The 24,404-nt window shown below is 73.9% G+C and carries 23 protein-coding genes; 9 read left to right on the top strand and 14 right to left on the bottom strand.

Annotation, left to right across the window (positions count from 1 at the left end; translation table 11 throughout):
- Positions 1–62: 62 nt before the first annotated feature.
- From ACQPXD_RS18585 to ACQPXD_RS18575, 3 genes are read right to left on the bottom strand one after another with little or no spacing between them, the layout of a single operon-like run.
- The gene (locus ACQPXD_RS18585; RefSeq protein ID WP_432840083.1) at positions 63–896 is read right to left on the bottom strand and encodes an ion transporter; all 834 of its coding nucleotides are present in this window, start codon (positions 894–896) and stop codon (positions 63–65) included.
- A gap of 33 nt (positions 897–929) precedes the next feature.
- Positions 930–1,622, bottom strand: coding sequence for a hypothetical protein (locus tag ACQPXD_RS18580; RefSeq protein ID WP_432840081.1), 693 nt, complete (start codon positions 1,620–1,622; stop codon positions 930–932).
- The gene (locus ACQPXD_RS18575) at positions 1,619–2,062 is read right to left on the bottom strand and encodes a hypothetical protein (protein WP_432840079.1); all 444 of its coding nucleotides are present in this window, start codon (positions 2,060–2,062) and stop codon (positions 1,619–1,621) included. Before ACQPXD_RS18575 ends, ACQPXD_RS18580 begins: the two co-directional genes overlap by 4 nt.
- A 67-nt stretch (positions 2,063–2,129) precedes the next feature.
- On the opposite strand from ACQPXD_RS18575, the gene ACQPXD_RS18570 reads away from it, so the two are divergent.
- Positions 2,130–2,894 (top strand): thioesterase II family protein, encoded by a 765-nt coding sequence (locus ACQPXD_RS18570; protein ID WP_432840077.1) that lies wholly within the window; start codon positions 2,130–2,132, stop codon positions 2,892–2,894.
- A gap of 32 nt (positions 2,895–2,926) precedes the next feature.
- Here ACQPXD_RS18570 and ACQPXD_RS18565 read toward each other — a convergent pair whose 3' ends face one another.
- From ACQPXD_RS18565 to ACQPXD_RS18515, 11 genes are all read right to left on the bottom strand, one after another.
- Positions 2,927–5,365 (bottom strand): alpha/beta hydrolase family protein, encoded by a 2,439-nt coding sequence (locus tag ACQPXD_RS18565; protein WP_432840075.1) that lies wholly within the window; start codon positions 5,363–5,365, stop codon positions 2,927–2,929.
- 167 nt (positions 5,366–5,532) lie between these two features.
- Complete coding sequence (locus ACQPXD_RS18560) at positions 5,533–6,027, bottom strand: hypothetical protein (RefSeq protein ID WP_432840073.1); 495 nt, start codon at positions 6,025–6,027, stop codon at positions 5,533–5,535.
- Positions 6,028–6,038: 11 nt separating this feature from the next.
- On the bottom strand, positions 6,039–6,509 hold the full coding sequence (locus ACQPXD_RS18555) for a hypothetical protein (RefSeq protein WP_432840071.1): 471 nt from the start codon (positions 6,507–6,509) through the stop codon (positions 6,039–6,041).
- Between the two features lie 63 nt (positions 6,510–6,572).
- Entirely contained in the window at positions 6,573–7,946 is a 1,374-nt protein-coding gene (locus ACQPXD_RS18550; protein WP_432840069.1) for a four-carbon acid sugar kinase family protein, read from the bottom strand.
- Positions 7,943–8,896, bottom strand: coding sequence for a D-erythronate dehydrogenase (gene denD / locus ACQPXD_RS18545; RefSeq protein ID WP_432840067.1), 954 nt, complete (start codon positions 8,894–8,896; stop codon positions 7,943–7,945). The genes ACQPXD_RS18550 and denD overlap by 4 nt, the downstream gene beginning before the upstream one ends.
- Complete coding sequence (locus ACQPXD_RS18540) at positions 8,893–10,305, bottom strand: glycoside hydrolase family 5 protein (RefSeq protein WP_432840065.1); 1,413 nt, start codon at positions 10,303–10,305, stop codon at positions 8,893–8,895. The genes denD and ACQPXD_RS18540 overlap by 4 nt, the downstream gene beginning before the upstream one ends.
- 31 nt (positions 10,306–10,336) lie before the next feature.
- Positions 10,337–11,293 (bottom strand): aldo/keto reductase, encoded by a 957-nt coding sequence (locus tag ACQPXD_RS18535; protein WP_432840063.1) that lies wholly within the window; start codon positions 11,291–11,293, stop codon positions 10,337–10,339.
- 25 nt (positions 11,294–11,318) lie between these two features.
- Positions 11,319–12,179 carry a carbohydrate ABC transporter permease gene (locus ACQPXD_RS18530; protein WP_432840061.1) on the bottom strand — a complete coding sequence of 287 codons (861 nt, stop codon included), beginning with the start codon at positions 12,177–12,179 and terminating at the stop codon, positions 11,319–11,321.
- Entirely contained in the window at positions 12,169–13,167 is a 999-nt protein-coding gene (locus tag ACQPXD_RS18525; RefSeq protein WP_432840059.1) for a carbohydrate ABC transporter permease, read from the bottom strand. The genes ACQPXD_RS18530 and ACQPXD_RS18525 overlap by 11 nt, the downstream gene beginning before the upstream one ends.
- Positions 13,168–13,192: 25 nt before the next feature.
- On the bottom strand, positions 13,193–14,518 hold the full coding sequence (locus tag ACQPXD_RS18520; RefSeq protein ID WP_432840057.1) for an ABC transporter substrate-binding protein: 1,326 nt from the start codon (positions 14,516–14,518) through the stop codon (positions 13,193–13,195).
- Between the two features lie 284 nt (positions 14,519–14,802).
- On the bottom strand, positions 14,803–15,798 hold the full coding sequence (locus tag ACQPXD_RS18515) for a phosphotriesterase family protein (RefSeq protein ID WP_432840055.1): 996 nt from the start codon (positions 15,796–15,798) through the stop codon (positions 14,803–14,805).
- Positions 15,799–15,934: 136 nt separating this feature from the next.
- Here ACQPXD_RS18515 and ACQPXD_RS18510 point away from each other — a divergent pair, with 136 nt between their 5' ends.
- Genes ACQPXD_RS18510 through ACQPXD_RS18475 form a run of 8 tightly spaced genes read left to right on the top strand, consistent with a single transcriptional unit; the run spans position 15,935 to position 24,401 of the window.
- Positions 15,935–16,543 (top strand): glucose-6-phosphate isomerase family protein, encoded by a 609-nt coding sequence (locus ACQPXD_RS18510; protein WP_432840053.1) that lies wholly within the window; start codon positions 15,935–15,937, stop codon positions 16,541–16,543.
- Between the two features lie 49 nt (positions 16,544–16,592).
- Entirely contained in the window at positions 16,593–17,549 is a 957-nt protein-coding gene (locus tag ACQPXD_RS18505) for a shikimate dehydrogenase family protein (protein ID WP_432840051.1), read from the top strand.
- Positions 17,546–18,478, top strand: coding sequence for an NAD(P)-dependent oxidoreductase (locus ACQPXD_RS18500; protein ID WP_432840049.1), 933 nt, complete (start codon positions 17,546–17,548; stop codon positions 18,476–18,478). Before ACQPXD_RS18505 ends, ACQPXD_RS18500 begins: the two co-directional genes overlap by 4 nt.
- Positions 18,475–19,374 (top strand): SIS domain-containing protein, encoded by a 900-nt coding sequence (locus tag ACQPXD_RS18495; RefSeq protein ID WP_432840047.1) that lies wholly within the window; start codon positions 18,475–18,477, stop codon positions 19,372–19,374. The genes ACQPXD_RS18500 and ACQPXD_RS18495 overlap by 4 nt, the downstream gene beginning before the upstream one ends.
- Positions 19,371–20,927, top strand: coding sequence for a xylulokinase (locus ACQPXD_RS18490; protein ID WP_432840045.1), 1,557 nt, complete (start codon positions 19,371–19,373; stop codon positions 20,925–20,927). The genes ACQPXD_RS18495 and ACQPXD_RS18490 overlap by 4 nt, the downstream gene beginning before the upstream one ends.
- Positions 20,927–22,000 carry a Gfo/Idh/MocA family oxidoreductase gene (locus ACQPXD_RS18485; protein WP_432840043.1) on the top strand — a complete coding sequence of 358 codons (1,074 nt, stop codon included), beginning with the start codon at positions 20,927–20,929 and terminating at the stop codon, positions 21,998–22,000. The genes ACQPXD_RS18490 and ACQPXD_RS18485 overlap by 1 nt, the downstream gene beginning before the upstream one ends.
- Complete coding sequence (locus tag ACQPXD_RS18480) at positions 21,997–23,076, top strand: zinc-binding dehydrogenase (RefSeq protein ID WP_432840041.1); 1,080 nt, start codon at positions 21,997–21,999, stop codon at positions 23,074–23,076. Before ACQPXD_RS18485 ends, ACQPXD_RS18480 begins: the two co-directional genes overlap by 4 nt.
- Positions 23,073–24,401, top strand: coding sequence for a hypothetical protein (locus tag ACQPXD_RS18475; RefSeq protein ID WP_432840039.1), 1,329 nt, complete (start codon positions 23,073–23,075; stop codon positions 24,399–24,401). The genes ACQPXD_RS18480 and ACQPXD_RS18475 overlap by 4 nt, the downstream gene beginning before the upstream one ends.
- The last annotated feature ends 3 nt before the right edge of the window (positions 24,402–24,404 follow it).

Here is a 24,404-nt window from a genome sequence, read left to right as displayed (position 1 = left end):
TCGGCCACCTAGCTATCGATCCACATCATCAGTTAGAGTCATGTCCGCGCTGGCGGCGCCGGTCAACCGGAGACGGTGCTGTGCTGGTCGGCGTGGGCGCCCTCGCGCACCAGGCCGGTGCCGAGGTGGTGGGCGCGGAGCTCGGCGATCTCGACGCGCAGGGCACGGACCTCGTCGAGCAGCGGGGACCCGGCCTCGGCGGCGCGCTCGTCCTCCTTCTCCGACTCCATGGCGCTGACCACGACGGCGGTGAAGAGGTTCAGCACGACGAACGACGAGATCAGGATGTAGAGGACGAAGAATATCCACGCGGTTGGATGCTCGGGGAGCACCTCGCGGGCGATGTCGGGCCACGCCTCGCCGGTCATCACCTGGAACAGGGTGAACAGGGAGGTGCCGAGGTCGCCGAAGTACTCCGGGGCGGTGCCGCCGTAGAGCTCGGTGGCCAGCACGGCGCCGACGTAGAGGGCCAGGCACAGCAGCATGACGATGGAGAGCATGCCGGGCATCGCGGCGAGCAGGCCCCGCACCACCCGGCGCATGCTCGGCACGGCGGTGATGAGCCGCAGGGCGCGCAGGATGCGCAGCGCGCGCAGGATCGACAGGCCGCCGGTGGCCGGCACGAGCGCGATGCACACGATCAGCAGGTCGAAGATGCTCCACGGGTCGCGGAAGAACTGCCAGCCGTGCGCGTAGATGCGCAGCACCAGCTCCAGGGCGAACACGCCGAGCAGGGCGGCGTCGAGGACATGGAGGAAGTCCGCGTCGGTCCGGTCCGAGGTCATCAGGCCCAGCAGGGCGGCGTTGAGGACGATGACGGCGATGATGGCGCGCTGGAACGGCGCCGAGTCCACGGCGTTCTTGACCTGTTCGCGCCGGCTCAGAGAGGCTTCCACGACGTGACAGGGTAGAGCGGGCCGGCGCGGCGGCTAGCGCCGGGCGGCGCGGGCCCGGCCGATCCAGACCGCGACCTGCACGGCGACCAGCACGGCGCCGCCGATGAGCAGGTCGGAGAGGTGCCAGGTGCGCGGAGCCGCCCGGCCCTGCAGCAGGCCGCCGAGGTAGGCGGTGACGACGCCGACGGCGGCCAGGCCGGGCAGCTGGAGCAGCGCGGCGCGCGGCCGGCCGCGGCCGGCGACCGCCATCGCCAGCCGCCACCCGAACTCGGCGGCGATGACGACGACGATGCCGGCGCAGGCGCCGACGACATAGGCGCCCACCGGCTGGGGCACCGACGGCTCCAGCAGGCGGCGCCCGAGCAGCGCGAGCGCGGCGCCGGCGCTGGCCGCGACGACCAGGTAGCGGCCGAGGTCCCAGGACAGCGGCAGCGGCCGGGCGCGGTCCTGGCGCTTGCGCGGGATGTACGCCCAGGCCTCGCGCTGGAAGTAGGCCGACGCGGCGGTGCCGAGGACGGCGACGAGGAGGCCGGCCGGCGGAGCGACCCACCGGTCCTCGGCGACGAACCAGAACACCACGACCAGGCTCGCGACGGTGGCCGGCCCGGCGAGCACCGCGATGAGCCAGGCGTGGAAGAAAGCCCGGCGGGCGGGCGGCAGGTCGAGCGGATGGACGAGCGGGCTCACGGACTCATCGGGCAGTGCGACGAGCTCGGGCGGGTTCATGGTTGCCTCCACGGGACGCGATCGATGAAGGGAACGGTCTGGTCGTTGCGGGCGAGGTCGTAGACCTTCTGCCGGGAGACGCCGAGGTGCTCGGCGACGGTCACCGCGCTGAGGTCGTCGAGAAGCTGGTTGACGGCGAGGGACCGCAGCCGGGCCGCCCGGGAGTTGAGGTGCGAGGCGAAGGCGCTGACCTCGGCCGCCAGCAGCGCGACCGCGAGCGGCCCGCCGAACTCCTCGGCCCAGCCCGGCTCCCCGGTGCGGGCCGCGGCGTAGAGCGCGTCGCCGCCGTCGGCCAGGGCGGCCCGCACCCGATCCGGCGTCAGGCCGCTCTCGTCGAACCGGCGGGCCGCCTGGACCGCGTCGGCGGGGTCCCGGTGCGCGAGGACCTCCTTCCACGCGCCGGGATCCATCGATTTGTCATCCCGGGGTTTACGGGTCATGGAACCCAGCGTGACGGACCGGGGCGGCGCTTGTCAACCCCGGGATGACACACTAGGATCGGTTCGCATGACGACCCCGCGGATCGACAGGGGCCTGTGGACGCGCACCTACCATCCGGCGGACCCCGGCGCTGCGCGGCTGGTCTGCCTGCCGCACGCGGGCGGCTCGGCGACCTTCTTCTTCCCGGTGTCGCGGGCGCTCTCGCCCGGCATCGAGGTCGTCGCCATCCAATACCCGGGCCGGCAGGACCGGCGCCGGGAGCCGCTGGTGCCCGGCGTGCCCGAGCTGGCCCGGCTCGTCTTCGAGGTGGTGCGCCCGTTCACCGACCGGCCGCTGGCCCTGTTCGGCCACAGCCTGGGCGCCAGCGTCGCCTTCGAGGTGGCCCGGCTGCTCGAGCGGGACGCGGGCGCGGTCCCGGTGCGGCTCTTCGTCTCGGGCCGGCGGGCGCCGTCGCGGCACCGGCAGGAAACCGTGCACCTGCTCGACGACGCCGGGCTGCTCGCCGACGTGCGGCGGCTGAGCGGCACCGACGCCGCGATCCTCGGCGACGAGGACTTCCTGCGCATGGCGCTGCCGTCGATCCGCAACGACTACCGGGCGGCCGAGACCTACAGCTATGTGCCGGGGCCGCCGCTGGCCTGCCCGATCACGGTGTTCACCGGCGACGACGACCCGAAGACGACGACCGGCGAGGCGGCCGCCTGGGGCGAGCACACCACCGGCGGGTCGGAGCTCGAGGTGTTCGCCGGCGGGCACTTCTTCCTGACCGAGCACCAGCCGGAGATCCTGCGGACGATCGCCGAGCGGATGACGGCGGGCCGCCCGGACTGAGGTCCGGACGGCCCGTCGCGCGAGGTGGTAGGTCAGGCGGTGTCGTCGTCGAGCACCGTCAGCCAGGCGAAGCCGTCACCGATCGCGACGCCGGTCGGCGCCGAGATGGTGATCTTGTACTGCAGCGACGCCGTGTTGACGGTGGTGTTGCCGGTGATCGGCACCGAGATCGTGGCGCTGGTCGCGCCCTTGGGCAGGGTGACCGGGAACCACTGCGCCGGCACCTGACCGGCGGTCGCGGATCCGCTCGCCGCCGTCTGCACCTGGACCGTCGCCGGGTCCCGCAGCGGCTTGCTGATCGTGAGCCGCATCGTCGCGGTGCCCGGCCCGTTGCCCTCGCTCACCGTGGCGTCGGCGATGCTGACCAGCTCCGCCCGGGTCGCCACGCCGGCGCCGACGGCGGGCGTGTCGAACGTGACGTCCGACAGGTACACCCCGCCGGCCGGGGTCGCCGGCCGTACCGTGATGGACCGGACGTCGTCCAGGTGCACCTTCGGCAGCGCGTCCAGCGGCACCCGGACCGTGCGCAGCCAGGTCTTGCCCAGCCGGCTGATCCCGTTGGCGGTGTTCGCCGACGACGGGAACGCGGTCAGCGCCGGGCTGACGTCGCCGACCCGCACGGTCGCCGACCGGCCCTTGCCGTCGACCAGCGTGACGTCGAGGTCGACGTCGCCGGTCGCCGACTCGTCCCGGGCCGCCCGGAACGTCAGCGCGTCGTAGTCGCTGATGTCGTAGTGCCCCGGCGCGAGCGCCACCTGGAGGGTGGGCGATGCCGACGCGGCGCTCCACTGCAGCCGCAGGACCGGGCTCAGCGGCACCGACGGCGCGAACGTCGCCGGCGTCCAGTGCGGGATCTTCGACGTCGCGGTGGTCGACGAGCACGGCGTGTCGCCGGGCAGCACCCGGGCGGACACGCTGTAGCAGTACGCCGCGAGGTCGAAGCCCGACGCCGTCACGTTCGGCGCCGGATGCTCCAGCGGGGCCAGGTCCATCCGGGCGGTGCGGGGCTGCTGGGCCTCGGTGTAGACGACGGCCCGTCCGGTCGAGGGAACGGTACCGCCGGTGCCGTCGAACAGCGGCAGGAACGCCTCCTCGCCGCCCAGCACGAGCCGGAAGAATCCGGCCATGTAGGCGGTGCCGACGGCGCGCTGCTCGGCCGGGGCCAGCCGGGTCGGGGCGGAGCTGCCGCACAGCTCGTCGTTGGCCGGCGACCAGTCGTCGCTGGACGGCGCGACCGACACGCCGGGCGTCCACTCGGTGTTGAAGAAGTTGTGGTCGGCGCCCATCACCATGATGGACGTGCGCAGCACGTCGTCGCGGTAGGAGTACCGGGTGTCGTCGTAGAAGTGCTGCCCCTGCTGGTTGGAGACGTCGCCGTCGCAGTAGGGCAGGATCACCGTCATCGGCACGCCCGGCAGCGTCGGCCGGCCGAAGTCGACCGGCGCGAGCGGCAGGACGGCCCGGATGCCGTACTGGTGGGCCCGCTCCGCATTGAGCAGCGCGGCCTCGACCACGCCCTCGCCGCCGCGGGAGTGGCCCATCAGCCCGACGTTGTCCAGGTCCAGCCGGCCCGACAGCGGATGCCGCTTCGGACCCTTGCTCTCGTTCCACGACGCCAGCAGGTCCAGGTGCGCCAGCACCAGCTGCCCGCGGGCCAGCGCGCCGTTGTCGTCGGTGAAGTTGGCGTCCTTCGCGTTGATGCCGTCGGCGCTGATCGACACGACGATGTAGCCGTGCGTGGCGAGGGCCTCGGCGGTCTCGGTGTACCCGAGGTAGCTGTCGATGGGCAGGAAGCCGGCCGGGCACGGCCAGGTGGTGTTGTTGGTACCCCGGGTGGTCGGGTTGTAGCAGGCGGAGTGCCGCCCGTGCAGGAAGATGACGACCGGCCGCGCGCCCTTCGCCCCGGCCGGCGCGTAGACCGCCGCCCGCATCTCGACGGGCAGGTTGCTCAGGCCGGACAGCGTGGTCGCGGTGTCGCCGAGGTCGTAGTCGAGCCGCTCGACCGAGTACGGCCCGGGCTGCGCGGGATCGGTGTAGACCGCCTTCTTGGCGCGGCTCTGCGCGGTGGCCGCCGGTGCGGCCGCCTTCGGCGCCGCCTGGGTGCCGGGCACCACGCCGTTCCAGGCGACCTCGACGCGCTTGGCCTGGGTCACCGTCGTGTCGGTGGTGTCGACCGTGAGCGTGAGCCCGTCGGCGGACTCGTTGGCCGCGCCGATGACGCGGCCGTCGACGGCGAGCTCCGGGATGGCGTCCCGGACGGGTAACGGCTCGTCGAGCCGCAGCGTGACCCGGGCGCCGCCGTCCGGGAGGTTCTCCACCGCGAAGCCGTTGGAGTTTCCGGACTCGTCGATCGGGTCGGCGGCGGCCGGGGCGGCGATGAGGGTGGACGCCGCCAGGCAGCCGGCGAGGATCGCGGCCGGCAGCGCCGCCCTCGATCCACGCCGGAACCGCAGAGGGATGAAACGGACCATGTTGGAAGCTCTCCCTTTCGCGCCGTGATCTTCAGCGCGCGAGCAACGTACGAACGGCGTGTTCCAGCCGTGCGCTCTGCGGGAGGCGGCCGGGTTTCCGGCAAACACGAAACCGTTTCCGAAAGCCGCTTATCGGGGCGCGGCATCGACAGGAATGCCACTTATCCCTACCGATCGGGCCCGGTTCCGCTAGAGTGCGATGCGCGGCGATGCTGGAGATGGATGCCGATATGCCCGATCCCCAGCAGGGCCACGGCGCCGATCAGCGGCGGCAGGCGGCCGTAGACGCCCAGGAGCAGGAACGCGGCGACCGGCAGGGTGGCCAGGGGTACCGGCACACCGAGCAGACTCCGATAGAAGGCTTCCGATGTGTGCGGGCCGGCGAAGTAGCGGATCCAGCCGGCCTCGTAGGCGACCATGGCCGCCACCGCCGCGACCAGCCACCACGACCACGGCGTCCACGGGCGGAGGTTGGTGCCGGCGAAGCAGACGGCGGCCGCCACGGTGAGCACCTGCCCGGCCCGCTCGGCGATGCGCAGCGCGCGGTGCTCGCCGGAGGGGTCGTAGCCGGCGGGCCGGGCATACCGGCTCCACAGCAGGTTGGGCACGAACAGCGCGAGCAGGAAGGCGGCGCCGACATAGGAGAACCCGAACCGGCCCACGGCGCCCGCCGTCAGGGCCGGCGCAGGTGCGCGCTCACCGCGGGCAGCAGCGGCAGCACCGCCAGCGCGACGCCGATGCCGCCGTAGATCACCTGCAGCCACGACCAGCCGGGCAGGTAGATCAGCTCCAGGGCGATCCACACCACCTGGCCCACGCCCAGCGCGATCGTCGCCGACCACGACCAGTGGTGCCCGGTCCACCGCAGCGCCGCGGCCGGCCGGGGCCCGCCCCGGAGGGTGAGCATGCCGTAGGCGGCGACGAACGAACCGAGGCCGAAGCCGACGCCGAGGACCAGGCCGGGGATCAGCCAGCTGTCGATCAACGGCAGGCGGTCGAGCCAGTCGGCGGGGAACTGATCGGAGATGCCCCCGTCGATCAGGCCGATGCCGCCGGCCACCGCGCTGAGCGCGAGGAACACGAGCAGACCCACCGTGACCGTCACCGGCCTCGGCCGCCGTACCACCGCCAGACTGCTGGTCATGACCTCACCCTGACCGCCACCACCCGCCGCGGACAGGGCATCCATGCCCCCGGCGGCGGGACTTCAGGCCCCGAGCCGCTCCACGACGTCGGCCAGGGAGTGCTCGTCGCCGACGTTGCCGGCGAAGACCACGTACGGCACCGCCGGCCCGCCGCCCGGCGCCGGCTGCCACAGCGACACCACGCCGGGCAGGAGCGTGCCGCGGATCCAGGCCCGGCGGATGCCGAGGCTGCGGGTCGCGATGTCGGCCGAGGTGATGCCGCCCTTGGCCACGACGAAGGCCGGGCGGACCCGCTCGATGCCGCGCCGCACCACGTCGCTCAGGTCCGCGCTGACCTGCCGGGCGATCGCCAGGCTGTCCTCCGGCGTCGCGCCGCGGACCAGCTCGCGCGGGGTGTGCACGACCACGTGCCCGGCGGCCAGGCCGTCGGCCACCGCCCGGACGGCGGCGGTGAGGCTCGGTGCGCCGACGGCGACCTCGACGTCGCGCACGGGCACGCGGCGGCGGAGCCGTTCCAGCTGCCGGGTGGTGAGCGACACGTGCGAGCCGACGACGATCAGGCCGCCCGTTCCCGGCGGGCGGGCGACCAGCCCGGCCAGTTCCGCGTCGCTCAGCGGCGGGTGGCGGGGCTGGCCGGTGCGGGCCCGCACGAACGACGGGCCGACCCGGTAGAGCAGCCGGCGGCCGGCCCGCTCGGCCTCGATCGCGGCGAGGCAGAAGACCCGCAGGTCGTCGTCGGTCACCGCGTCGAGCGCCACCATCCGGCCGCCCCGCAGGCCGGCGAGGCGGGCGGCGACCGCGTCCGGGCCGCCCTCCCGCAGGTCGGTCAGCGTGATCCGCGCCACGTCCGCCGCCGGCACCGCGCCGCCGGACTTCTCCGCCACCCACTCCGGCAGGCTCGAGCGGGTGTACCCGAAGGTCGCGTCGCGGGCGAACTCGGTCTCGCCCACGGCGACGAGCTCGTCGCCCGAGCGCACCCAGTGCACCGAGTCGATGGTGATCCGGCCCGCGTCGACGTAGGCGGGCGCGATGATCACCGCGTCGGGCGCGACGGCCGCGCTCAGGGCCGTCACCTCGAGCGGGAAGTGCCCGCGCAGGGTGGAGTCGCTGCGGCTGGCGAACGTGATGGCCCGGCCCTCGGCGGCGGCGGCCCGCAGGCACGCCGCGGCCGCCTCGCGGTTGACCGCGTCGGCGGCCGGGGCGGACAGGCTGCGGCTGTTGGTGAGGATGAAGATCCCGTCGGTACCCTGCCGCAGCGCCCAGCGGATGTCCTCGACGTCCCAGCCGGTCAGGACCGGCAGCCCGCGGACGGTCTGCGTGCCGGTCGGGTCGTCGTCGAGCACCACCAGGCAGGGCGCGCCGGCCACGGCGGCGCGCATCCGCTCGTCGGGGACCGGCCGCTCGGCCGGCAGCGCGGGCATGCGGACCCCGGTCACCGCCCGGCGTCCCGGCGGTACTGCGCCACGATCGCGTCGAAGTCCGGCTCGGGCGCCAGGCCGAACGACGCCGCCGCGGCGGGGTCGAACCGGGCCGGCCAGCCGCCGACGATGGCCTGCACCGCCGGGTCCGGCACCCAGTCGATCAGGCCGGCCGCGGCCTTGCCCGCGGCCCGCTCCAGGGCGGCCACCATGTCGGCGACCCGCACGGTCAGCGCGGGCAGGTTGAGCGCCAGCCGGTCGCCCCACTCGGCGTCGGGGATGCCGGCGAGCCGGATCAGCCCGGCGATCGTGGCCGCGGGCGACGACACGGCGACGGTCGTCGCGGGCGGCACCGGGCACCGCGCCGGCAGCCCGGCGAGCGGCTCGCGGATGATGCCGCTGAGGAAGCTCGAGGCCGCCTGGTTGGGCCGGCCCGGCCGCACGGTGACCGTCATCAGCCGGGCGGTCCGCCCGCGCAGGTAGCCCTTGCGGGTGTACTCGCGCACCAGATATTCGCAGATCAGTTTCTGGGTACCGTAGCTGCTGCCCGGCAGCGGCAGCGTGCCGTCGGTGACGATGCCGGGCAGCGGGAACCGCCCCGACCCGCCGTAGACGGCGAGCGAGCTGGCGAAGACGAACACGGGCCGGCGGCCGGCCGCCCGCACCGCGTCGAGGAGCCCCTGCGTGGCCTGGAGGTTGCTGCGCATGCCCAGGTCGAAGTCCCGCTCGCTCTCCGCGCTCACCGCCGCCGCGAGATGGAAGACGACGTCGGCGCCGGCGACCGGCCGCGCCAGGCCCGCGGCCAGGTCGCCGCCGGCGAACTCGGCGCGCTCGTCGGCGAGCAGGTCCGGCGGCGGCTCGACCCGGTCGGCCAGCACCAGGCCGGTCAGCTCCGGGCAGTCCGACAGCAGCGTCCGCGCGAGCCGCGCGCCGAGGAAGCCGCTCGCGCCGGTGATGAGCGCCCTCATCCGGCGTCACCCGTGCCGCAGGCGCGGGCGAACACGTCGACGAAGTCCGCGCGCCGGTCGCAGCGGTCCAGCCGGAACGAGTCGCCCAGCTCCCCCACGTCGGCGGCGGAGGCGCCGTCGAACAGCTCCGCGTACTGCTCGCCGAGCGGATCGGCGAGCAGGATGTGCAGCAGCAGGGTGTCGACCCAGTCGTCCTGGCCGCGCGGGTAGGGCGCGTAGGCGGGGAACTCCTCCCGCAGCAGCGCCTTGACCGCCCGGCGGACCTCGGCGGAGGCGGTGCCGTCGCTGGCCCACGCGTCGACGCCGAAGCGGTGCTTGCGGGCCATGAAGTCGCCGAACCGCCGCACGTAGGGCGTGCCGTCGCCGGGGCCGACCAGCCCCTGGCCGCGCACCGCCTTGTAGGTCCAGAAGGCCCAGCTCGCGCCGTAGCGCCGGTAGACGTCGAGCTGGTCCTGCAGCATCCGGGCCCGGCCGGCGTCGGCCTCGGCGATACCGGTGTGCACCGGGCCGAACTCGCCGACGAAGACGGGCGTGCCGGTGCGGCGCTGGAACTCGGTGCGCTCCAGGAAGCAGCGTTCGATGTACGCCTTGTCGACGGTCTGCCCGGCGTGCGGGCCCGGGTACCGACCGTCGGGCAGGAAGCCGGCCTCGACGTAGTCGTGCACGGTGTAGACGGCGTTGGGGATGGTGCCGTCGAAGATGTCGAACTCGGTGGCGTAGGTGTTGCCGTCGAGGAACAGCACGTGCCACGGGTCGCGGGCGCGGATCGCCTCGACCATCCGCCGGTACAGCGGGCCGGCCTTGCGCCGGGTCGGGTCGGCCGGCTCGTTGACCAGGTTGTAGCCGGCGACGGCGGCGGAGTCCTTGTAGTGCTCCGCGATCTGCTCCCACAGCCACACGGCCCGGTCCTGCAACGCCGCCTGGTCCCAGAGGTGGGCGAGGTGGGTCGGGTTGTCGGAGTGCCAGTGCTGGTTCTGGGCGCCGGGCAGCGCGTGCAGGTCGACGACGGCCCCCAGGCCGTGCTCGGCGCAGATGCCGATGATCCGGTCGAGGTGGTCGAAGGCGCCGGGCAGCAGCGCGAACGGCTCGTCGTCGGACTCCAGGTGGCGGTAGTTCACCGGGATCCGCACGCAGTTGAAGCCGACGGAGCGCAGGAAGCGGGCGTCGTCGTGGTCGAACATCGCGCGGATCAGCCGGTCGAAGAACAGCTCGTACCGCTCGCCGCCGAGCCGCTCGCGGACCCGCCGCCGCATGGTGGACTCCACGCCGGCGAAGCCGGTGATGGCGTTCTCCATGAGCAGGATGCCGCCGAGGTTGACGCCGCGCAGGACGACCTCGCGGCCGTCGGCGTCGTGGAACGTGTCGCCGGCGACGCGCAGCGTGCGGACCGGGCCGTTGCTGGTGGGCATGTGCAGACTCATTCCCGCTCGGTGCCGATGGTCAGGACAGCCAGTGCTCGGCGGCCGGCACGAGCCGCTCCAGCGCCGGCCAGAGGTCTTCGGGGACGGGCGCGGCGGCCTGCGCGACGATGTCGCCGACCCGGCCGGGCGAGCTGGCGCCGAGCAGGGTCACCCCGACGCGGGGATCGCGCAGCGAGAACCGCACCGCCGCGGCGGCCAGCGTCACGCCGGCCTCCGCGCAGGCCCGCTGCATCGCGGCGGCGGCGTCGAGCAGCGGCGCGGCCGCCTCGCGGTAGGCGAAGCGCGGGTGCCGGTCCGGCCCCTTCGCCAGCAGCCCGCCGCCGAACGGCGCGGCGTTGATCACCCCGACGCCGCGCTCGGCGGCCTCCGCCAGCAGCGGCTCGGCGGCGCGGTTGAGCAGGTTGTACCGGTTGTGCGTCAGCACCACCTGGAAGGCGTCCGTGGCCACGTACTGCCGCATGAGGTCCACCGGTCCGCCGGCCACGGCGATGGCGTCGACGAGCCCCTCCTCGCGCAGCGCGACCATGACGTCGACCGGGCCGCCCGGGCGCGTCGCGTCGGCGAAGCTGATCCGCTCCGGGTCGTGCAGCATGTAGAGCGGGAGGCGGTCGACGCCGAGCCGCTCCAGGCTGCCGTGCAGCGAGCGGCGCACCTGCTCGCCGGAGAAGTCCTTGGTCACCGGGTCCGGGTCGGCCTTGGAAGCGAGCACGAAGCCGGCGGGCAGGCCGCCGGCCGCGGCGATGGCCTTGCCGATGCGCCGCTCGCTCTCGCCGTTGCCGTAGCCGGCGGAGGTGTCGAGGAGGTTGAGGCCGCTGGCGAACACCCGCAGTACCGTCGCGGTCGCCGCCTCCTCGGTGACCTCGTAGCCGTAGTGGGACGGCATGCTGGCCAGGGACGAGGACCCCACGCCGACCGGGGTCACGCGCAGGCCGGTGCCGGTGAGCGGCCGCCGTTCGAAGATGTCCACTTGCGACACTCGCATTCCTTTCGCAGGGCCAGGGTCAGGCGTTGAGCGCGCCGAGGGTCAGGCCCTCGGCGAAGCGCCGCTGCATGCCGGCGAACACGATGAGGACCGGCAGGCTGGACAGGACGATGCCGGCGCAGAGCACCGGGACGTCGGTGCCGTAGGAGCCCTGCAGCGAGTACAGCAGCGGCTGCAGCGGCAGCCACTCGGGCAGCCGGATGAACGTGTTGGCGTAGAGGAACTCGTTCCAGGTCAGCATGAACTGGAAGACCACCAGGCTGGCCACGCCCGGCGCGGCCAGCGGCCGCATGACCGACCAGAAGATCCGCAGCTCGCCGGCGCCGTCCATGCGCGCGGCGTCGATGAGCTCGGGCGGCAGGTTGCGGAAGAAGGTCCGCATCAGGAACATCGCCAGCGGCGAGCCGGTCGCGGCGTAGGCGATGACCAGGCCGACCGGGTTGTTGATGAGGCCCAGCGTGCGCATCTCGATGAACAGCGGGATCACGAAGACCACGGTGGGCAGCATCATGGTGGTGAGCAGGGTGATGAAGAGCGTCTCCCGGCCGAAGAAGGCGAAGTGCGCGAAACCGTAGCCGGCGAGGGTCGCGACGATGACCACCAGCGCCACCGTGGCCACGGTCACCCCGAGGCTGATCGCCATGTGCCGCAGCAGGTCGATGTTGTGCAGGGCCGCGCCGTAGGCGCCGAAGGTCCACCGGTCGGGGATCAGCCCGCCGGCGTAGACGCTCGACGCGGGGCGCAGCGACGTCACCAGTACCCACAGGAAGGGGAACAGGAAGAACACCGCCAGCACACCGAGGACGATCCACAGCGCGATGCCCGGCAGCCACTCCACCGGCCGGCGCCGGATCCGTTTCGCCACCACGTCAGCGGCCATCGCGCGCCCTCCGTCCCACGAGCATCTGCACTACCGCCGCGGCCACCGCCAGCAGCATGATGACCAGGCCGATGGTGGTCGCGTAGCCGAACGACGGCACCCCGCCGACCGCGGAGCCGAAGGCGACGTTGTACATCTGCGTGGAGAGCATCTCCGACGCGTGGTTCGGCCCGCCGCCGGACATCACGTAGACCACCTCGAAGGTCTTCAGGCCGTTGATGAGGTTCAGCGTGAGCACGATGGCGGTCGCCGGGCGCAGCAGCGGCACGGTGAGGTAGCGGAACTCGTGCCACCGGTTCGCCCCGTCGACGCGGCCCGCCTCGTAGACCGCCGGCGAGATGCCCTGCAGCGCCGCGACGTAGATGATGAGGTAGTAGCCGATCCCGCCCCAGATCGCCACCATGGCGATCGACCAGAGCACCGTGTGGTCCTGGGCCAGCCAGTTCTGCCGCAGGCCGCCGAGGCCCACCGCGCCGAGGATCCGGTTGAAGGCGCCGAAGTTGGGGTCGTAGAGGTTCTGCCAGATGATGCCGGCGGTGGTCAGCGAGATGACGTGCGGCAGGAAGAAGATGGTCCGCAGCGCGCCGGCCCGCCGGGTCCGGCCGCTGAGCAGCGCGGCCAGCCCCAGCGGCAGCACGGTCTGGATGACCGTCGTCACGCCGACGAACAGCAGCGTCTGGCGCAGGGCGACCCAGAACACCGGGTCGTGGACGACCGCGGTGAAGTTGCGGGTGCCCACGAACTGCGGCGCGCCGATGCCCGACCAGCGGGTCATGCTGATGTAGATGCTGCGGATGAACGGATAGCCGACGAACCCGCAGAACAGCACGACGGCCGGCACGACGAACAGGAATCCGGTCAGCTGCCTCAGCCGTCGCGCGGTGGCCCGGCTGCGCCCGGCCGGCACCGGCGCCGGTGCCGGCGGACGGGCCGCCGGGACCGGCGCGGTGCCGGCCGGCGCCGCGGCCCCGCGAAGCTCGTTGCTCATGGCGTCCTTCCGTGTCACCCCGGGCTCACCGGCCGAGCGCCCGCTGCGCGTCCGTCTGGATGCTCGCCGCCGCCGCCGAAGCCGTGACACCCCCCTTGACCAGGGCGGACAGCTGGTTGGCGACGGCGTCGGAGGCGCCGGTGCCGTAGCAGGTGTGCGGGCAGCCGTTGCCCTGGATGAGCCAGGAGGCCATCTCTTTGGTGATCGGGTCGGTCACCTGGTCGGCCAGCGACTTGAGGGAGGGGATGCCCTGGATGTTGTTGGTGAACGCGATGTACCGGCCGGACTCGAAGATGTACTTGAACCACTCCACCGCCGCGTCCGGGTTCTTGCTGTTGGCGCTGAGGGCGAGGTTGTTGCCGGCCTGGTTGCCGCACCAGTGCTTGGCCCCGGACTTCCAGGCCGGGGTCTGGCCGATCTTGTAGGCGCTCTTGAAGGCCTCGGGCGCGCTCTGCTGCAGCGCCGCCTGGCCGAAGTTGCCGCAGAAGAACAGGGCGGCCTTGCCGGTGTAGAACTGGGCGTACGCCTGCTGGATGGTGGTCGAGGTGATGCCCGGCTGGAAGACGCCGCCGTCGATGAGCTTCTTGAACATGCCCAGCGCGTCGATCACCGGCTGGCTGTTCCAGGTGGCGCCGTCCTGCTGGAGGTCCATCTTGCGCATGGCGTTCGGGTCGTCGGCGGCCTGGGTGACCAGCGGCAGGAAGAAGTCGTTGGCGTAGGTGCCGGGGTTGCCGGGCAGCACGCAGGGCGTGACGCCGATCGCCTGCAGCGGCTTGGCGATGTTGAGCAGGTCGTCCCAGGTCTCCGGGTACTGCACGCCGGCCCGGGCCAGCAGCTCGGGGTTGTAGAACATGCCGTAGGTCTGCGCCTGCCAGCCCACGCCGTACTGCTTGTCGCCGTCGATGTAGGCCGCGTTGGCCGACGGGAAGAACTGGTCGGTGAACGGCTTGCCGAGCGCGGCGTTGAGGTCGCGGGTCACGCCCTGCTTGCCGAAGTTGAGCACGAACAGCGAGGGCGGGAAGACGTCCGGGTAGTCGCCGGAGGCCACGGCGGGCTGGATGGCCGAGATGTACTGCCCGGGGTCGGCGAAGATGCGCTGCTTGATGGAGATGTTGGGGTGGGCCGCCTCGAAGTCGCTGATCACCTGCGGCCAGAACTTGGTCTCCTCCGGGTGGTAGGTCCAGAAGGTCACCGTGGCCTTGCCGGAGCCGGAGCCGGAGTCCGAGCCGCAGGCGTCGAGTAAGGGCGTGGCGGCCGCGACGGCGCCGGTCGCGGCCACGCCCCGCAGGAACGTCCGGCGGGACAGACCGGACCTCGCCGACCGCGCGGCGTCCGCTCGTCCAAGTGTCATGGGGTGTCTCCTTCGACTAGCGAGTGGGGCTCGATACCGTCCGCACGGGACGGTGGCGGTCATCGGCCTTGAAATTCGGGTGCGATTCGCCGCCGCGGCCGGCGGGGTGACCCGGCCGGGCACGTTCGTCACAGGTGCATGACATGGATGTGGCACGGGCCGGCGAGCCGATGCGGCCGGCACGGTGCGGTGCTGTGGTCCAGCAGCCCAAACCCCCCGGGACTGACGTAGTAGAACTACACCATGTCCAGCACGTTACGCAAGGGTCCCCGGTGGGCGCCGTTTCAGCGCAGCGTCAGCAGCCGGGCCGGGTTGGCCACCAGGATCCGGTCCGTGACCGCGTCGCCGAGGCGCGCGCGGACCCGCGGCACGAAGCGCCGGGGCAGGTAGTCCAGGCCGGGCATGCCCCCGTAGGCCACGTACCGGGAGCGGCGCGCCACGTCGCCGCCGAGCAGCAGGCGGTCGGCGCCGCCGGCCGCGGCCACCGCCGCCAGGCAGTCCAGGATCGCCGAGTCCGGGGCCTCGCGGTGGCGCGCCATGCCGTCATAGCCCAGGTACGCGCCGGCCGCGGCGAGCTCGGCGTGCAGCCCGGCGTCGAGGTTGCGGTCGGCGTGCGCGAGGACGACCCGGTCGGCGGCCAGGCCGGCCTCGGCCAGCCGGGCGAGCACCTCCCACGCCGCCGAGCCGTGCTCCAGGTGCACCATGACCGCGACCCCGCCCTGCCCGGCCGCGGCCCCGACGGCGGCGAGCACCCGCCGCTCGAACGGGCTGATCCGCCAGTAGCCGACGCCGGCCTTGAGCATGCCGGCGCGGACCGGCTCCCCCCGCGGGCCCAGCGCCGGCGGCCCGGGCGCCGGCAGCGCCGCCGCGGGCTCGCCGGGCGGCAGGCCGTCGCGCACGTCGGCGGCGAACCGGGCGGTGAGGGTGGCCTCGTCGCAGGAGAGCAGCGGGTGGCCGGCCGGGTAGTGCTCCTGCCGGTGCGCGCCGCTGACGTGCACGATCGCGAGCCCGGTCGCCGCGCTGACCCGGGCCACCGCGGCCGGGTCGCGGCCGAGCCCGCACGGCGTCGCCTCGATCATCGAGCCGATGCCGGCGGCGTGCAGCCGGGCGGCCTCGGCCCGGCCGGCGGCCTCGTCGTCGAGCTCGTCGCCGGGCAGCAGCGGCGAGACCTGGAACAGGTGCTCGTGGTAGTCGCACGGGCCGAGCTCGCCGGCCGGGCGGTCGCCCAGCACGGTGCGCACGAGCCCTTCGGCGGCCGGGGGCGATGTCGGGAGATCCATTTGTGTAGTAGTACCACTGTCATCGCATCGAGAAAATGGCCCATCGTTCGCCATCGAGCGCCCAGATCTTGACTGCCGCAAGCCTTCGCTAGTAGTTTCACTACATGCCCCTCATTGACCCCTCCCCGATCGCCCCATGACGCCGGGCGACCTCAGCGAGCCCGGGCTGCTGACCATCGGCACCGACGGCACCATGAACGGCCGGACCGGCGGATACGACAAGGCGTTCGGCGACCTGCGCGGCGTCTACCACGACGAGGCCGCGTATGGAGAAGCACTACGCGAGCGCGGCTCGGACAGCCTTGCCTACCGCGTCGAGGAGCACCGCAACGCGGCCGGCCCCGGCGCGCTGATCATCGGCACCAGCACCCTGTTGCCGGCCAGGGTCGGCGCCGAGTTCGCGCTGACCCGCGGGCACCTGCACGCCAAGTCCGACCGGGCCGAGCTGTACCACTGCCTGAGCGGCCACGGCGTGCTCCTGCTCGAGTCGCTGTCCGGCGAGAGCCGGGCGATCGCGATCACCCCCGGCCAGGCGGTCCACGTGCCCGGCGAATGGGTGCACCGCAGCGTCAACGTCGGCACCGAGCCGTTCGTGACGCTGTTCTGCTACGCCGCCGACGCCGGCCAGGACTACGGGCTCATCGCCGACGCCGGCGGCATGGCCCAGCTCGTGGTCTGCGACCCGGACGGCGGCTGGACCACCCGGCCCAACCCGCGCCACACCGGCTACCGCCGCCGGCCGTGACGGGTCGCGACCGCGCCCGCCCGTCAGCCAATCCCAGGAGGTCAGAGCCTTGTCCGCCCCAGCGGGACCGTCCATCCGGCCGGCGACCGTGCCAACCCTGTACTTCATCGGCGTGACGACCGGCCGGTCGTCCATCCAGACGGTGTTCCCGCTGTGGGCGCGCGAGCTCGGGCTCGGCGACGCCCGGCTGGCCGGCGTCGACCTCCCCCTGCACGCGCCGCGCGAACAGTACCGGCGGGTCGTCGAGTTCATCGCCGGCGACCCGCTGAGCCTCGGCGCCCTCGTCACGACCCACAAGATCGACCTCTACCAGGCCTGCGGGGACCTGTTCGGCACCGTCGACCCGCTGGCCCGGCTGATGGGCGAGACGAGCTGCCTGTCCAAGCGGGACGGCGCGCTGGTCTGCCACGCCAAGGACCCGATCTCCTCCGGCCTGGCCATCGAGGCGTTCCTGGCGCCCGGCCACTGGGCCGGCTCCGGCGCCGAGGCGTTCCTCATGGGCGCCGGCGGCTCGGCGATCGCGATCAGCTGGTACCTCTCCCGCCCGGAGCGCGGCGCGGACCGCCCGTCCCGCATCGTCGTGTCCAACCGCAGCCCCGAGCGGCTCGCCGCGCTGCGCGCCGTGCACGAGCGGCTGGGCACCGACGTCCCGCTCGAATACGTGCACACCCCCGGCCCCGGCGACAACGACGCGGTGCTGGCCGGGCTGAAGCCGGGCTCGCTGGTGGTCAACGCGACCGGCCTGGGCAAGGACGCGCCCGGCTCGCCGCTGACCGGCGCCGCGCAGTTCCCCCCCGACGCCGTCGCGTGGGACCTCAACTACCGCGGCGACCTGGTCTTCCTCGACCAGGCCCGGGCCGCCGGGCACGTGCGGGTCGAGGACGGCTGGGTGTACTTCCTGCACGGCTGGACCCAGGTGATCGCCGAGGTGTTCGGCATCGACATCCCGGCGTCGGGGCCGCGCTTCGAGGCCCTCGACCGCCTCGCGGCGGCGGCCCGGCGATGAGCGCCGGCCCGCGGATCCTGGTGACGCCCCGCTCGCTGACCGAGCGGGGCCTGACCGCGGCCGGCGACCTGGAGCCGTTGCGCGCCAAGGGCTACGACCTCGTCGCCGGCCCGGCCGGCCGGCTGCCGACCGAGGAGCAGCTGATCGAGCTGCTGCCCGGGTGCGCCGGCTGGCTGGCCGGGGTGGAGCGGATCACCGACCGCGTCCTGGGTGCGGCGCCGGGCCTGCGGGTCATCAGCCGCAACGGCGCCGGCACCGACGGCATCGACCTCGCCGCGGCGCGCCGGCGCGGCGTGCGGGTCGAGCGGGCGGCGGGCGCCAACGCCCAGGGCGTCGCCGAGCTGACGCTGGCCCTGACGCTCTCGGCGCTGCGGCACGTGCCGTGGAGCGCGGCCGGGGTCGCCCGGGGGCGCTGGGAGCGCACCCTCGGCGCCGAGCTGGCCGACTGCACGATCGGGGTCGTCGGGCTCGGCGCGGTCGGCTCCCGGGTAGCCCGGCTCTTCACCGCCCTGGGCGCGCGGGTGCTCGCCACCGACCCGGTCTCCACCGGCCCGGGGGTGCGCATGACCGGGCTCGAGGAGCTGCTGGCCGCCGCCGACGCCGTCACGCTGCACTGCCCGCCGCTCGACGGCGGCCGGCCGCTGGTCGACGACGACCGGCTCGCGCTGCTGCGCCGCGGCGCCGTCCTGGTCAACACGGCCAGATCGGCGCTGGTCGACGACCACGCCGTCCTCACCGCGCTGCGGGACGGCACACTGTCTGCGTATGCGGTCGACGCCTTCGACGCCGAGCCGCCGGAGCTGACCCCACTCCTGCGGCACGAGCGGGTGATCGCGACGCCGCACCTCGGCGGATACACGGCGGCGAGCGTCCGCCGGGCCACGAGTCAGGCAGTGGTGAACCTCTTGGCAGCATTGGAGCAGGCATGAACCAGGTGATGGCCGACGCCACGCTGATGGAGACGCTGACCAGCCGGCTGGACCAGCTGCGTCCGTCCGAGCGCAAGGTCGCGGAGCTGGTCCTGCACGACCCGACGGCGGTGATGCGCTCCAGCATGGCGGCGCTGGCCCGCACCGCCGGGGTGAGCGAGCCGACCGTGATGCGCTTCTGCACCGGCCTGGGCTTCGACGGGTTCCAGTCGTTCAAGTACGCCCTCGCCGAGGTCCTGGCCATCGGCATCCCGGTGACGCACTCGGCGATCCAGCCCGACGACCCGGTCGCCGCGGTGGCCACCAAGATCTTCGACCACACGCTGAGCAGCCTGGACCGCACCCGCCGCTCGCTGGACACCGGCGCGGTGGAGGAGGCCGTCGACCTGCTGCTGGGCGCCAGCGCGGTGCTCTTCGTCGGGCTCGGCGCGTCCGGGATCATCGCGCAGGACGCGCTGCAGCAGGCGGTGCTGTTCGGGGTACCGTGCGCCGCGCCGGTCGACCTGCACCAGCAGTTCATGGCCGCCTCGATGTGCCAGCCCGGCAACGTGCTCGTCGCGATCTCCAACACCGGCCGGACCACGTCGGTGCTCGACGTCGCGCAGGAGGGCAAGCGCCGCGGCGCCACGGTCATCGGCGTCACCGGCGGCCCCGGGCCGCTGTTCGACATCGCCGACGTGGCCATCGTGCTGCGCACCTTCGAGGACACCGACATCTACACGCCGACCGTGAGCCGCCTCGCCGGCCTGGTGCTCTTCGACGTCATGGCCACCGCGGTGGCGGTCCGGCGCGGGCCCGAGCACCTGGCCCGGCTCGGCGAGATGAAGGAGGCCCTGTCGAAGTTCCGCGGCAGCAGCGAGCCCGGCCGCCCACCCGAGACACCGGCAACACCATGAGTGCGCCGCCCGCCGCCGTTCTCGGCGTCGACCTGGGCACGAGCGTGGTCAAGGCGTCGCTCTTCGCCCTCGACGGCACCGAGCTCGCGACCGCGTCCCGGCCGATCGCCCTGCGCCGGCCCGCACCGGGCCACGCCGAGCAGGACCTGGACGAGTTCTACACCGCCGCCGCGGCCGCCACCCGGCAGTGTCTGGCGGCGGTACCGGCGGTGGCCGCCGCGGTCGGCGCGATCGCGGTGGCCGGGCAGATGGCCGGCGTCGGCCTCGTCGACGCGGCGCACCGCCCGCTCGCGCCGTTCGACTCGTGGCTGGACATCCGCTGCGCCCCCGTCGTCGAGGAGCTGCACCGCACCGCCGGCGCCCGCATCGCCGCGGCCGCCGGGTGCGCGCCGACGATCAGCATCGGGCCCAAGATGCTCTGGTGGCTGCGCCACCAGCCACGGCTGTGCGGCCGGGCCGCCAAGTTCGTCACCGCCGCCGGATACGTCGCCGGCCGCCTGGCCGGCCTGCCCGGGTCCGAGGCGTTCATCGACGGGACCCATCTGCACTTCACCGCGATGGCCGACGTCGGCACCGGCCGGTGGGACGGGCACCTCGTCGCCGCCGCCGGCATGGACCCCGGCCTGCTGCCCCGCATCGTGGAAAGCTCCGGCGTCGTCGGGGAGCTGACCCCGGCCGCCGCCGCCGACTTCGGGCTGCGCCCGGGCACCCCGGTCGCGGCCGGCTGCGGCGACACCGCCGCGGGCGCGCTGGGCGCCGGCGTGCTCGACGCCGGGCAGGCCTTCGACATCGCCGGCACCGCCGCGGTCTTCGGCGTGTGCCTGCCGGCGTTCACGCCCGACACCGGCGGCACGCTGATGACGATGCGCTCCGCGCTGCCCGGCCGGTGGTACTCGCTGTCCTACGTCGGCGGCGCCGGCCAGCTCGTCGAGTGGATCTGCCGGGAGATGCTCGGCCACGCCGTCCTCGGCGAGGCCGCCTACGCGGACCTGGCCGCGGCCGCCGCGGGCGTCGCACCGGGCAGCGCCGGGCTGATCCTGTCCCCGCACTTCGAGGGCCGGGTCGCGCCGGCCGCGCCCGCGATGCGCGGCGCCGTCATCGGGCTGAGCCCGGTGCACGGCCGCGGCCACCTGGCCCGGGCGGCCCTGGAGGCGATCGCCTTCGAGTACCGCCGCTACGCCGAGGTCGCCCGCGCACTGGCCCCCGGCAGCACCGTGCGGGAGGTCATCGGTACCGGTGGCGGCACCCGCATCGGGCTGTGGAACCAGATCAAGGCCGACGTCCTCGCGACCGCCTACCGGCCGGTCACCGGCGTCGAGTCGGGCGCCCGGGGCGCCGCGCTGGTGGCCATGGCCGCGCTCGGCGAGCCGCTCCCGCCGCTGCCGGCGTCGGCCTACGGGCCGGGCCGGATCCCGGACCCCCACGTGCGACCCGCCTACGACACCGCCTACGGCGACTACCAGCGCTGGTCGGACCGCCTGGTGCGGGGCTACCAGGCCGGTGCCGGCGCCCCCGACCGAGAAGTCCCCGACCGACTTGGAGCGGCCAGCTGATGTCCAGGAAACGACTGTGCATGGTGGGAGCGGGCCGCGTCGGCCGGCTGCACACCAGGAACCTCATCGAACGCGCCGGCCGCCGCGCCGAGGTCGCCGCCATCGTGGACCCGTCCCTCGACACCGCCGGCAAGCTGGCCGCCGACTACGCGGTCGGCGCCGTGTACGCCACGCTGGAGGAGGCGCTGGCGCACGGCCCCTACGACGGCGCGGTGATCACCACGCCGACGTTCACGCACCGGGCGCTGGCCGTCGCGGCGCTCGACGCCGGGCTCCACGTCCACCTCGAGAAGCCGATGGCGATGAACCTCGACGAGTGCGCCGGCATCACCGCCGCGCTCCGGCGCTCCGACCGGATCCTGCAGCTGGGCTTCATGCGCCGGTTCGACCGCGACTTCATCGAGGCCGCCGAGTTGCTGCGCGGCGGCACGATCGGCGCGCCGATGATCATCAAGTCGCTGACCCACGGCCCCGGCCTGCCGCCGGCCTGGGCCAACGACATCCGCACCTCCAACGGCATGCTGGCCGAGGTCAACAGCCACGACCTGGACACCGTGAACTGGTTCGCCGGCGCCGAGCCGGTCGACATCCACGTGCGGGTGGCCAACTTCAAGGGCCGCGAGCGCGGGGTCACCACGGAGCACTTCTACGACACGCTGCTCGCCACGGTGACGTTCGAATCCGGCGCCATCGCCAGCATCGCCGGGGTGTGCCCGGCCGACTACGGCTACGACGCCCGGGTCGAGGTGACCTGCACCGGCGGCATGATCCAGGTCGGCGGCACCGGCCCGGGCGGCCTGGCCAGCATCGTCAGCGGCACGTCCCGCCGGGGCGAGGCGGTGTTCGGCTCCTGGCGCGACCGGTTCGCCGACGCCTACACGCGGGAGATGGTCGAGTTCCTCGCGGCCATGGACGGCGAGCCGGTGCGGGTCGGCGCGGCCGAGGGCACCCGGGCCGTCGCCCTGGTCCTCGCGGGCACGATGTCGATGCTGGAGCGGCGCACCGTGGCGCTGTCCGAGCTGCGGGCGCCGGGCCTCACGCTGTCCTGGCAGTCCGGCGCGGCGGCGGCATGAGCATGCACGCCGTCACCTACGAGGGGCCGCGCGAGCTCGTGTACGGCGAGCGGCCGGACCCGCCGCTGGCGCCCGGCGACGTGCGGATCGCGGTGGAGAGCGCCGGGGTCTGCGGCACCGACGTGCGCATCTTCAAGGGCGAGCACGCCGCCTACGCCGGCGGGCGCGGGCGGGTGCCCGGCCACGAGATCGCCGGCCGGATCGCCGAGGCCCCGCCCGGCGCCCTGCCCGCCGGCCTCGCCGTGGGCGGCCTGGTCTTCGTGGCGCCCAACATCGGCTGCGGGCACTGCCCGCAGTGCCGCGGCGGCAACGAGAACCTGTGCCCGGCCACCGAAGGCATCGGCATCACCCTCGACGGCGGGTTCGCCGACCGGGTCGTGGTGCCGGCGCGGGCGGTGCGCAAGGGCAACCTGATCCCGCTCGACGCCGCCGCCGACCCCGACGCCGCCGTGCTCATCGAGCCGCTCGCCTGCGTGCTGCGCGGCCAGGAGAAGGCCGGCGTGCGCGCCGGCGACACCGTGCTCGTCGCCGGCTGCGGACCCGTCGGCCTGCTGCACGTCGCCCTGGCCCGGGCGCGGGGCGCGGAGACGGTCCTCGCCTCCGACCCGTCGCCGCAGCGGCGCCTCGCCGCCGCCCGGGCCGGCGCCGCCGTCGTCGTGGACCCGGCCGCCGAGGACCTCGCCGCGGCCGTGGCCGAGGCGACCGGGGGCGCCGGCGCGGGCGTGGTGATCACCGCCGCCCCGGTGCACGCGCTGCAGTCCGAGGCGGTCCGGCTGGCCGGGGTGGGCGGGCGGGTGCTGCTCTTCGGCGGCCTGCCGCGCGGCCGCCCCACGGTCGAGCTGGACACCAACGCCATCCACTACAAGGAACTCGTCGTCACCGGCACGACCGCCTCCACCCTGCAGGACTGCCGGCGCGCCGCGGAGCTCGTCGGCCAGGGCCGCATCGACCTGGCCTGGATGGTCTCCGACACGCTGCCCCTGGCCGACGCCGCCCGTGCGGTCGACAAGGTACAGGACGCCGCCGCCCTCAAGGTCGTGCTCAAACCGTCGGCGAACGGAAGGGTCGCGCCATGACCAAGCCCCGCCTGCTGCCCGTACACCTCGAACCGGATCCGGGCGAAACCTTCCTCGGTCAGCTGGCGCACCTGCGCGGGCTGACCGGCGACCTCGTGGACTGGCTGCCGCCGGCCCACCTCGACGCCCCGGTCCCGCCCGGCACGAGCGCGGTCGTCGTCGCCGACCTCAGCGGCCTGGCCTACCGCATGGTCGCCGCGTTCCGCCGGATCGAGGTGCCGATCCTCGTCGTGACGTCGGAGTTCGGCACCGTCTCGATGTGGGACTGGGAGATCCGCGACCACCTGCGCCGCCGGGGCGTCGCCACCATCGCCCCCACGTCGCGGCAGGAGCTCGAGGACGTCTGCCGGGCCCTGGCCACGAAGGCGGCGCTGGCCCGCTCGACGATGCTCGCCTACCAGGACGACCTGGGCGCCGGCATGCAGCCCGACATCTTCAAGCGGTTCTACTGGTGGGAAGACGAGTGCGTCGAGGACATGCGGCGCGCGTTCGGTGTCACCATCGAGCGGCGCAGCTTCCGCGCCCTCGCCGCCCGCGCCGCCGCGGTCACCGACGCCCGCGTCGAGGCCGCCTGGGAGCGCCTGGGCGACTCGGTCCCGATCGTCGGGCTCAGCAAGCGCGGCCGCGGCGAGGCGCTGCGGCTCTACCTCGCGCTGAGCGACGAGCTGGACGAGTCCGGCGAGGTCATCGCCGCCGGGATCAACTGCCTCAACGAGTCGGCCACGTCCACCACCACGCCGTGCCTGGCCTGGAACCTGCTCTTCGAGGAGCGGGGCCTGATGTGGGGCTGCGAGGCCGACCTCACCTCGATGATCACCGAGACCCTGGTGCACAAGTCGCTCGGCGCGCCGGTCATGATGACCAACCTGTACCCCTTCCTGATGGGACAGGCGGCCCTGAAGCACGAGCGCATCCCGTACTTCCCCCCGGTCGAGCGGCCCGAGGACCACATCCTCGTGGCACACTGCGGCTTCTTCGGCGTGGTGCCGCGCTCCTTCGCCACCGGGTGGACGCTGCGGCCCCGGGTGCTCGAGATCGTCGACCCCGAGGGCAACGCGATCGACGCGCGTTTCCCCGAGGGGGACACCACCATCGTCAAGATCGCCAGCGACATGCGGACCCTCACCGTCGCCCCGGCGGTGCTGGAGAGCTACACGCAGTACGAGAACTCCGACTGCCTCAACGGCGCCGTCCTGCGGGTCGCGGACGGCTACCGGTACGTCGAGGCGCTGCCCTCGCACCACGCCATCCTCGCCAACGGCGACCTGTCCCGCCGCCTCGACGTGGTGGCCGGCGTCCTCGGCCTCACCATCGCGCACATCTGACGC

This window comes from Dactylosporangium sp. CA-092794 (genome assembly GCF_050948465.1).
Lineage (GTDB): Bacteria > Actinomycetota > Actinomycetes > Mycobacteriales > Micromonosporaceae > Dactylosporangium.
This window is presented reverse-complemented; position numbering and strand designations above follow the sequence as displayed.

Excerpts from the sequence above, each read along its gene's own strand:
- ACQPXD_RS18580 (WP_432840081.1), bottom strand. The coding sequence starts at position 1,622 with ATGAACCCGCCCGAGCTCGTCGCACTGCCCGATGAGTCCGTGAGCCCG.
- ACQPXD_RS18575 (WP_432840079.1), bottom strand. The coding sequence starts at position 2,062 with ATGACCCGTAAACCCCGGGATGACAAATCGATGGATCCCGGCGCGTGG.
- ACQPXD_RS18570 (WP_432840077.1), top strand. The coding sequence starts at position 2,130 with ATGACGACCCCGCGGATCGACAGGGGCCTGTGGACGCGCACCTACCAT.
- ACQPXD_RS18565 (WP_432840075.1), bottom strand. The coding sequence starts at position 5,365 with ATGGTCCGTTTCATCCCTCTGCGGTTCCGGCGTGGATCGAGGGCGGCG.
- ACQPXD_RS18555 (WP_432840071.1), bottom strand. The coding sequence starts at position 6,509 with ATGACCAGCAGTCTGGCGGTGGTACGGCGGCCGAGGCCGGTGACGGTC.
- denD (WP_432840067.1), bottom strand. The coding sequence starts at position 8,896 with ATGAGGGCGCTCATCACCGGCGCGAGCGGCTTCCTCGGCGCGCGGCTC.
- ACQPXD_RS18540 (WP_432840065.1), bottom strand. The coding sequence starts at position 10,305 with ATGCCCACCAGCAACGGCCCGGTCCGCACGCTGCGCGTCGCCGGCGAC.
- ACQPXD_RS18530 (WP_432840061.1), bottom strand. The coding sequence starts at position 12,179 with ATGGCCGCTGACGTGGTGGCGAAACGGATCCGGCGCCGGCCGGTGGAG.
- ACQPXD_RS18525 (WP_432840059.1), bottom strand. The coding sequence starts at position 13,167 with ATGAGCAACGAGCTTCGCGGGGCCGCGGCGCCGGCCGGCACCGCGCCG.
- ACQPXD_RS18520 (WP_432840057.1), bottom strand. The coding sequence starts at position 14,518 with ATGACACTTGGACGAGCGGACGCCGCGCGGTCGGCGAGGTCCGGTCTG.
- ACQPXD_RS18515 (WP_432840055.1), bottom strand. The coding sequence starts at position 15,798 with ATGGATCTCCCGACATCGCCCCCGGCCGCCGAAGGGCTCGTGCGCACC.
- ACQPXD_RS18510 (WP_432840053.1), top strand. The coding sequence starts at position 15,935 with ATGACGCCGGGCGACCTCAGCGAGCCCGGGCTGCTGACCATCGGCACC.
- ACQPXD_RS18500 (WP_432840049.1), top strand. The coding sequence starts at position 17,546 with ATGAGCGCCGGCCCGCGGATCCTGGTGACGCCCCGCTCGCTGACCGAG.
- ACQPXD_RS18495 (WP_432840047.1), top strand. The coding sequence starts at position 18,475 with ATGAACCAGGTGATGGCCGACGCCACGCTGATGGAGACGCTGACCAGC.
- ACQPXD_RS18490 (WP_432840045.1), top strand. The coding sequence starts at position 19,371 with ATGAGTGCGCCGCCCGCCGCCGTTCTCGGCGTCGACCTGGGCACGAGC.
- ACQPXD_RS18485 (WP_432840043.1), top strand. The coding sequence starts at position 20,927 with ATGTCCAGGAAACGACTGTGCATGGTGGGAGCGGGCCGCGTCGGCCGG.
- ACQPXD_RS18480 (WP_432840041.1), top strand. The coding sequence starts at position 21,997 with ATGAGCATGCACGCCGTCACCTACGAGGGGCCGCGCGAGCTCGTGTAC.
- ACQPXD_RS18475 (WP_432840039.1), top strand. The coding sequence starts at position 23,073 with ATGACCAAGCCCCGCCTGCTGCCCGTACACCTCGAACCGGATCCGGGC.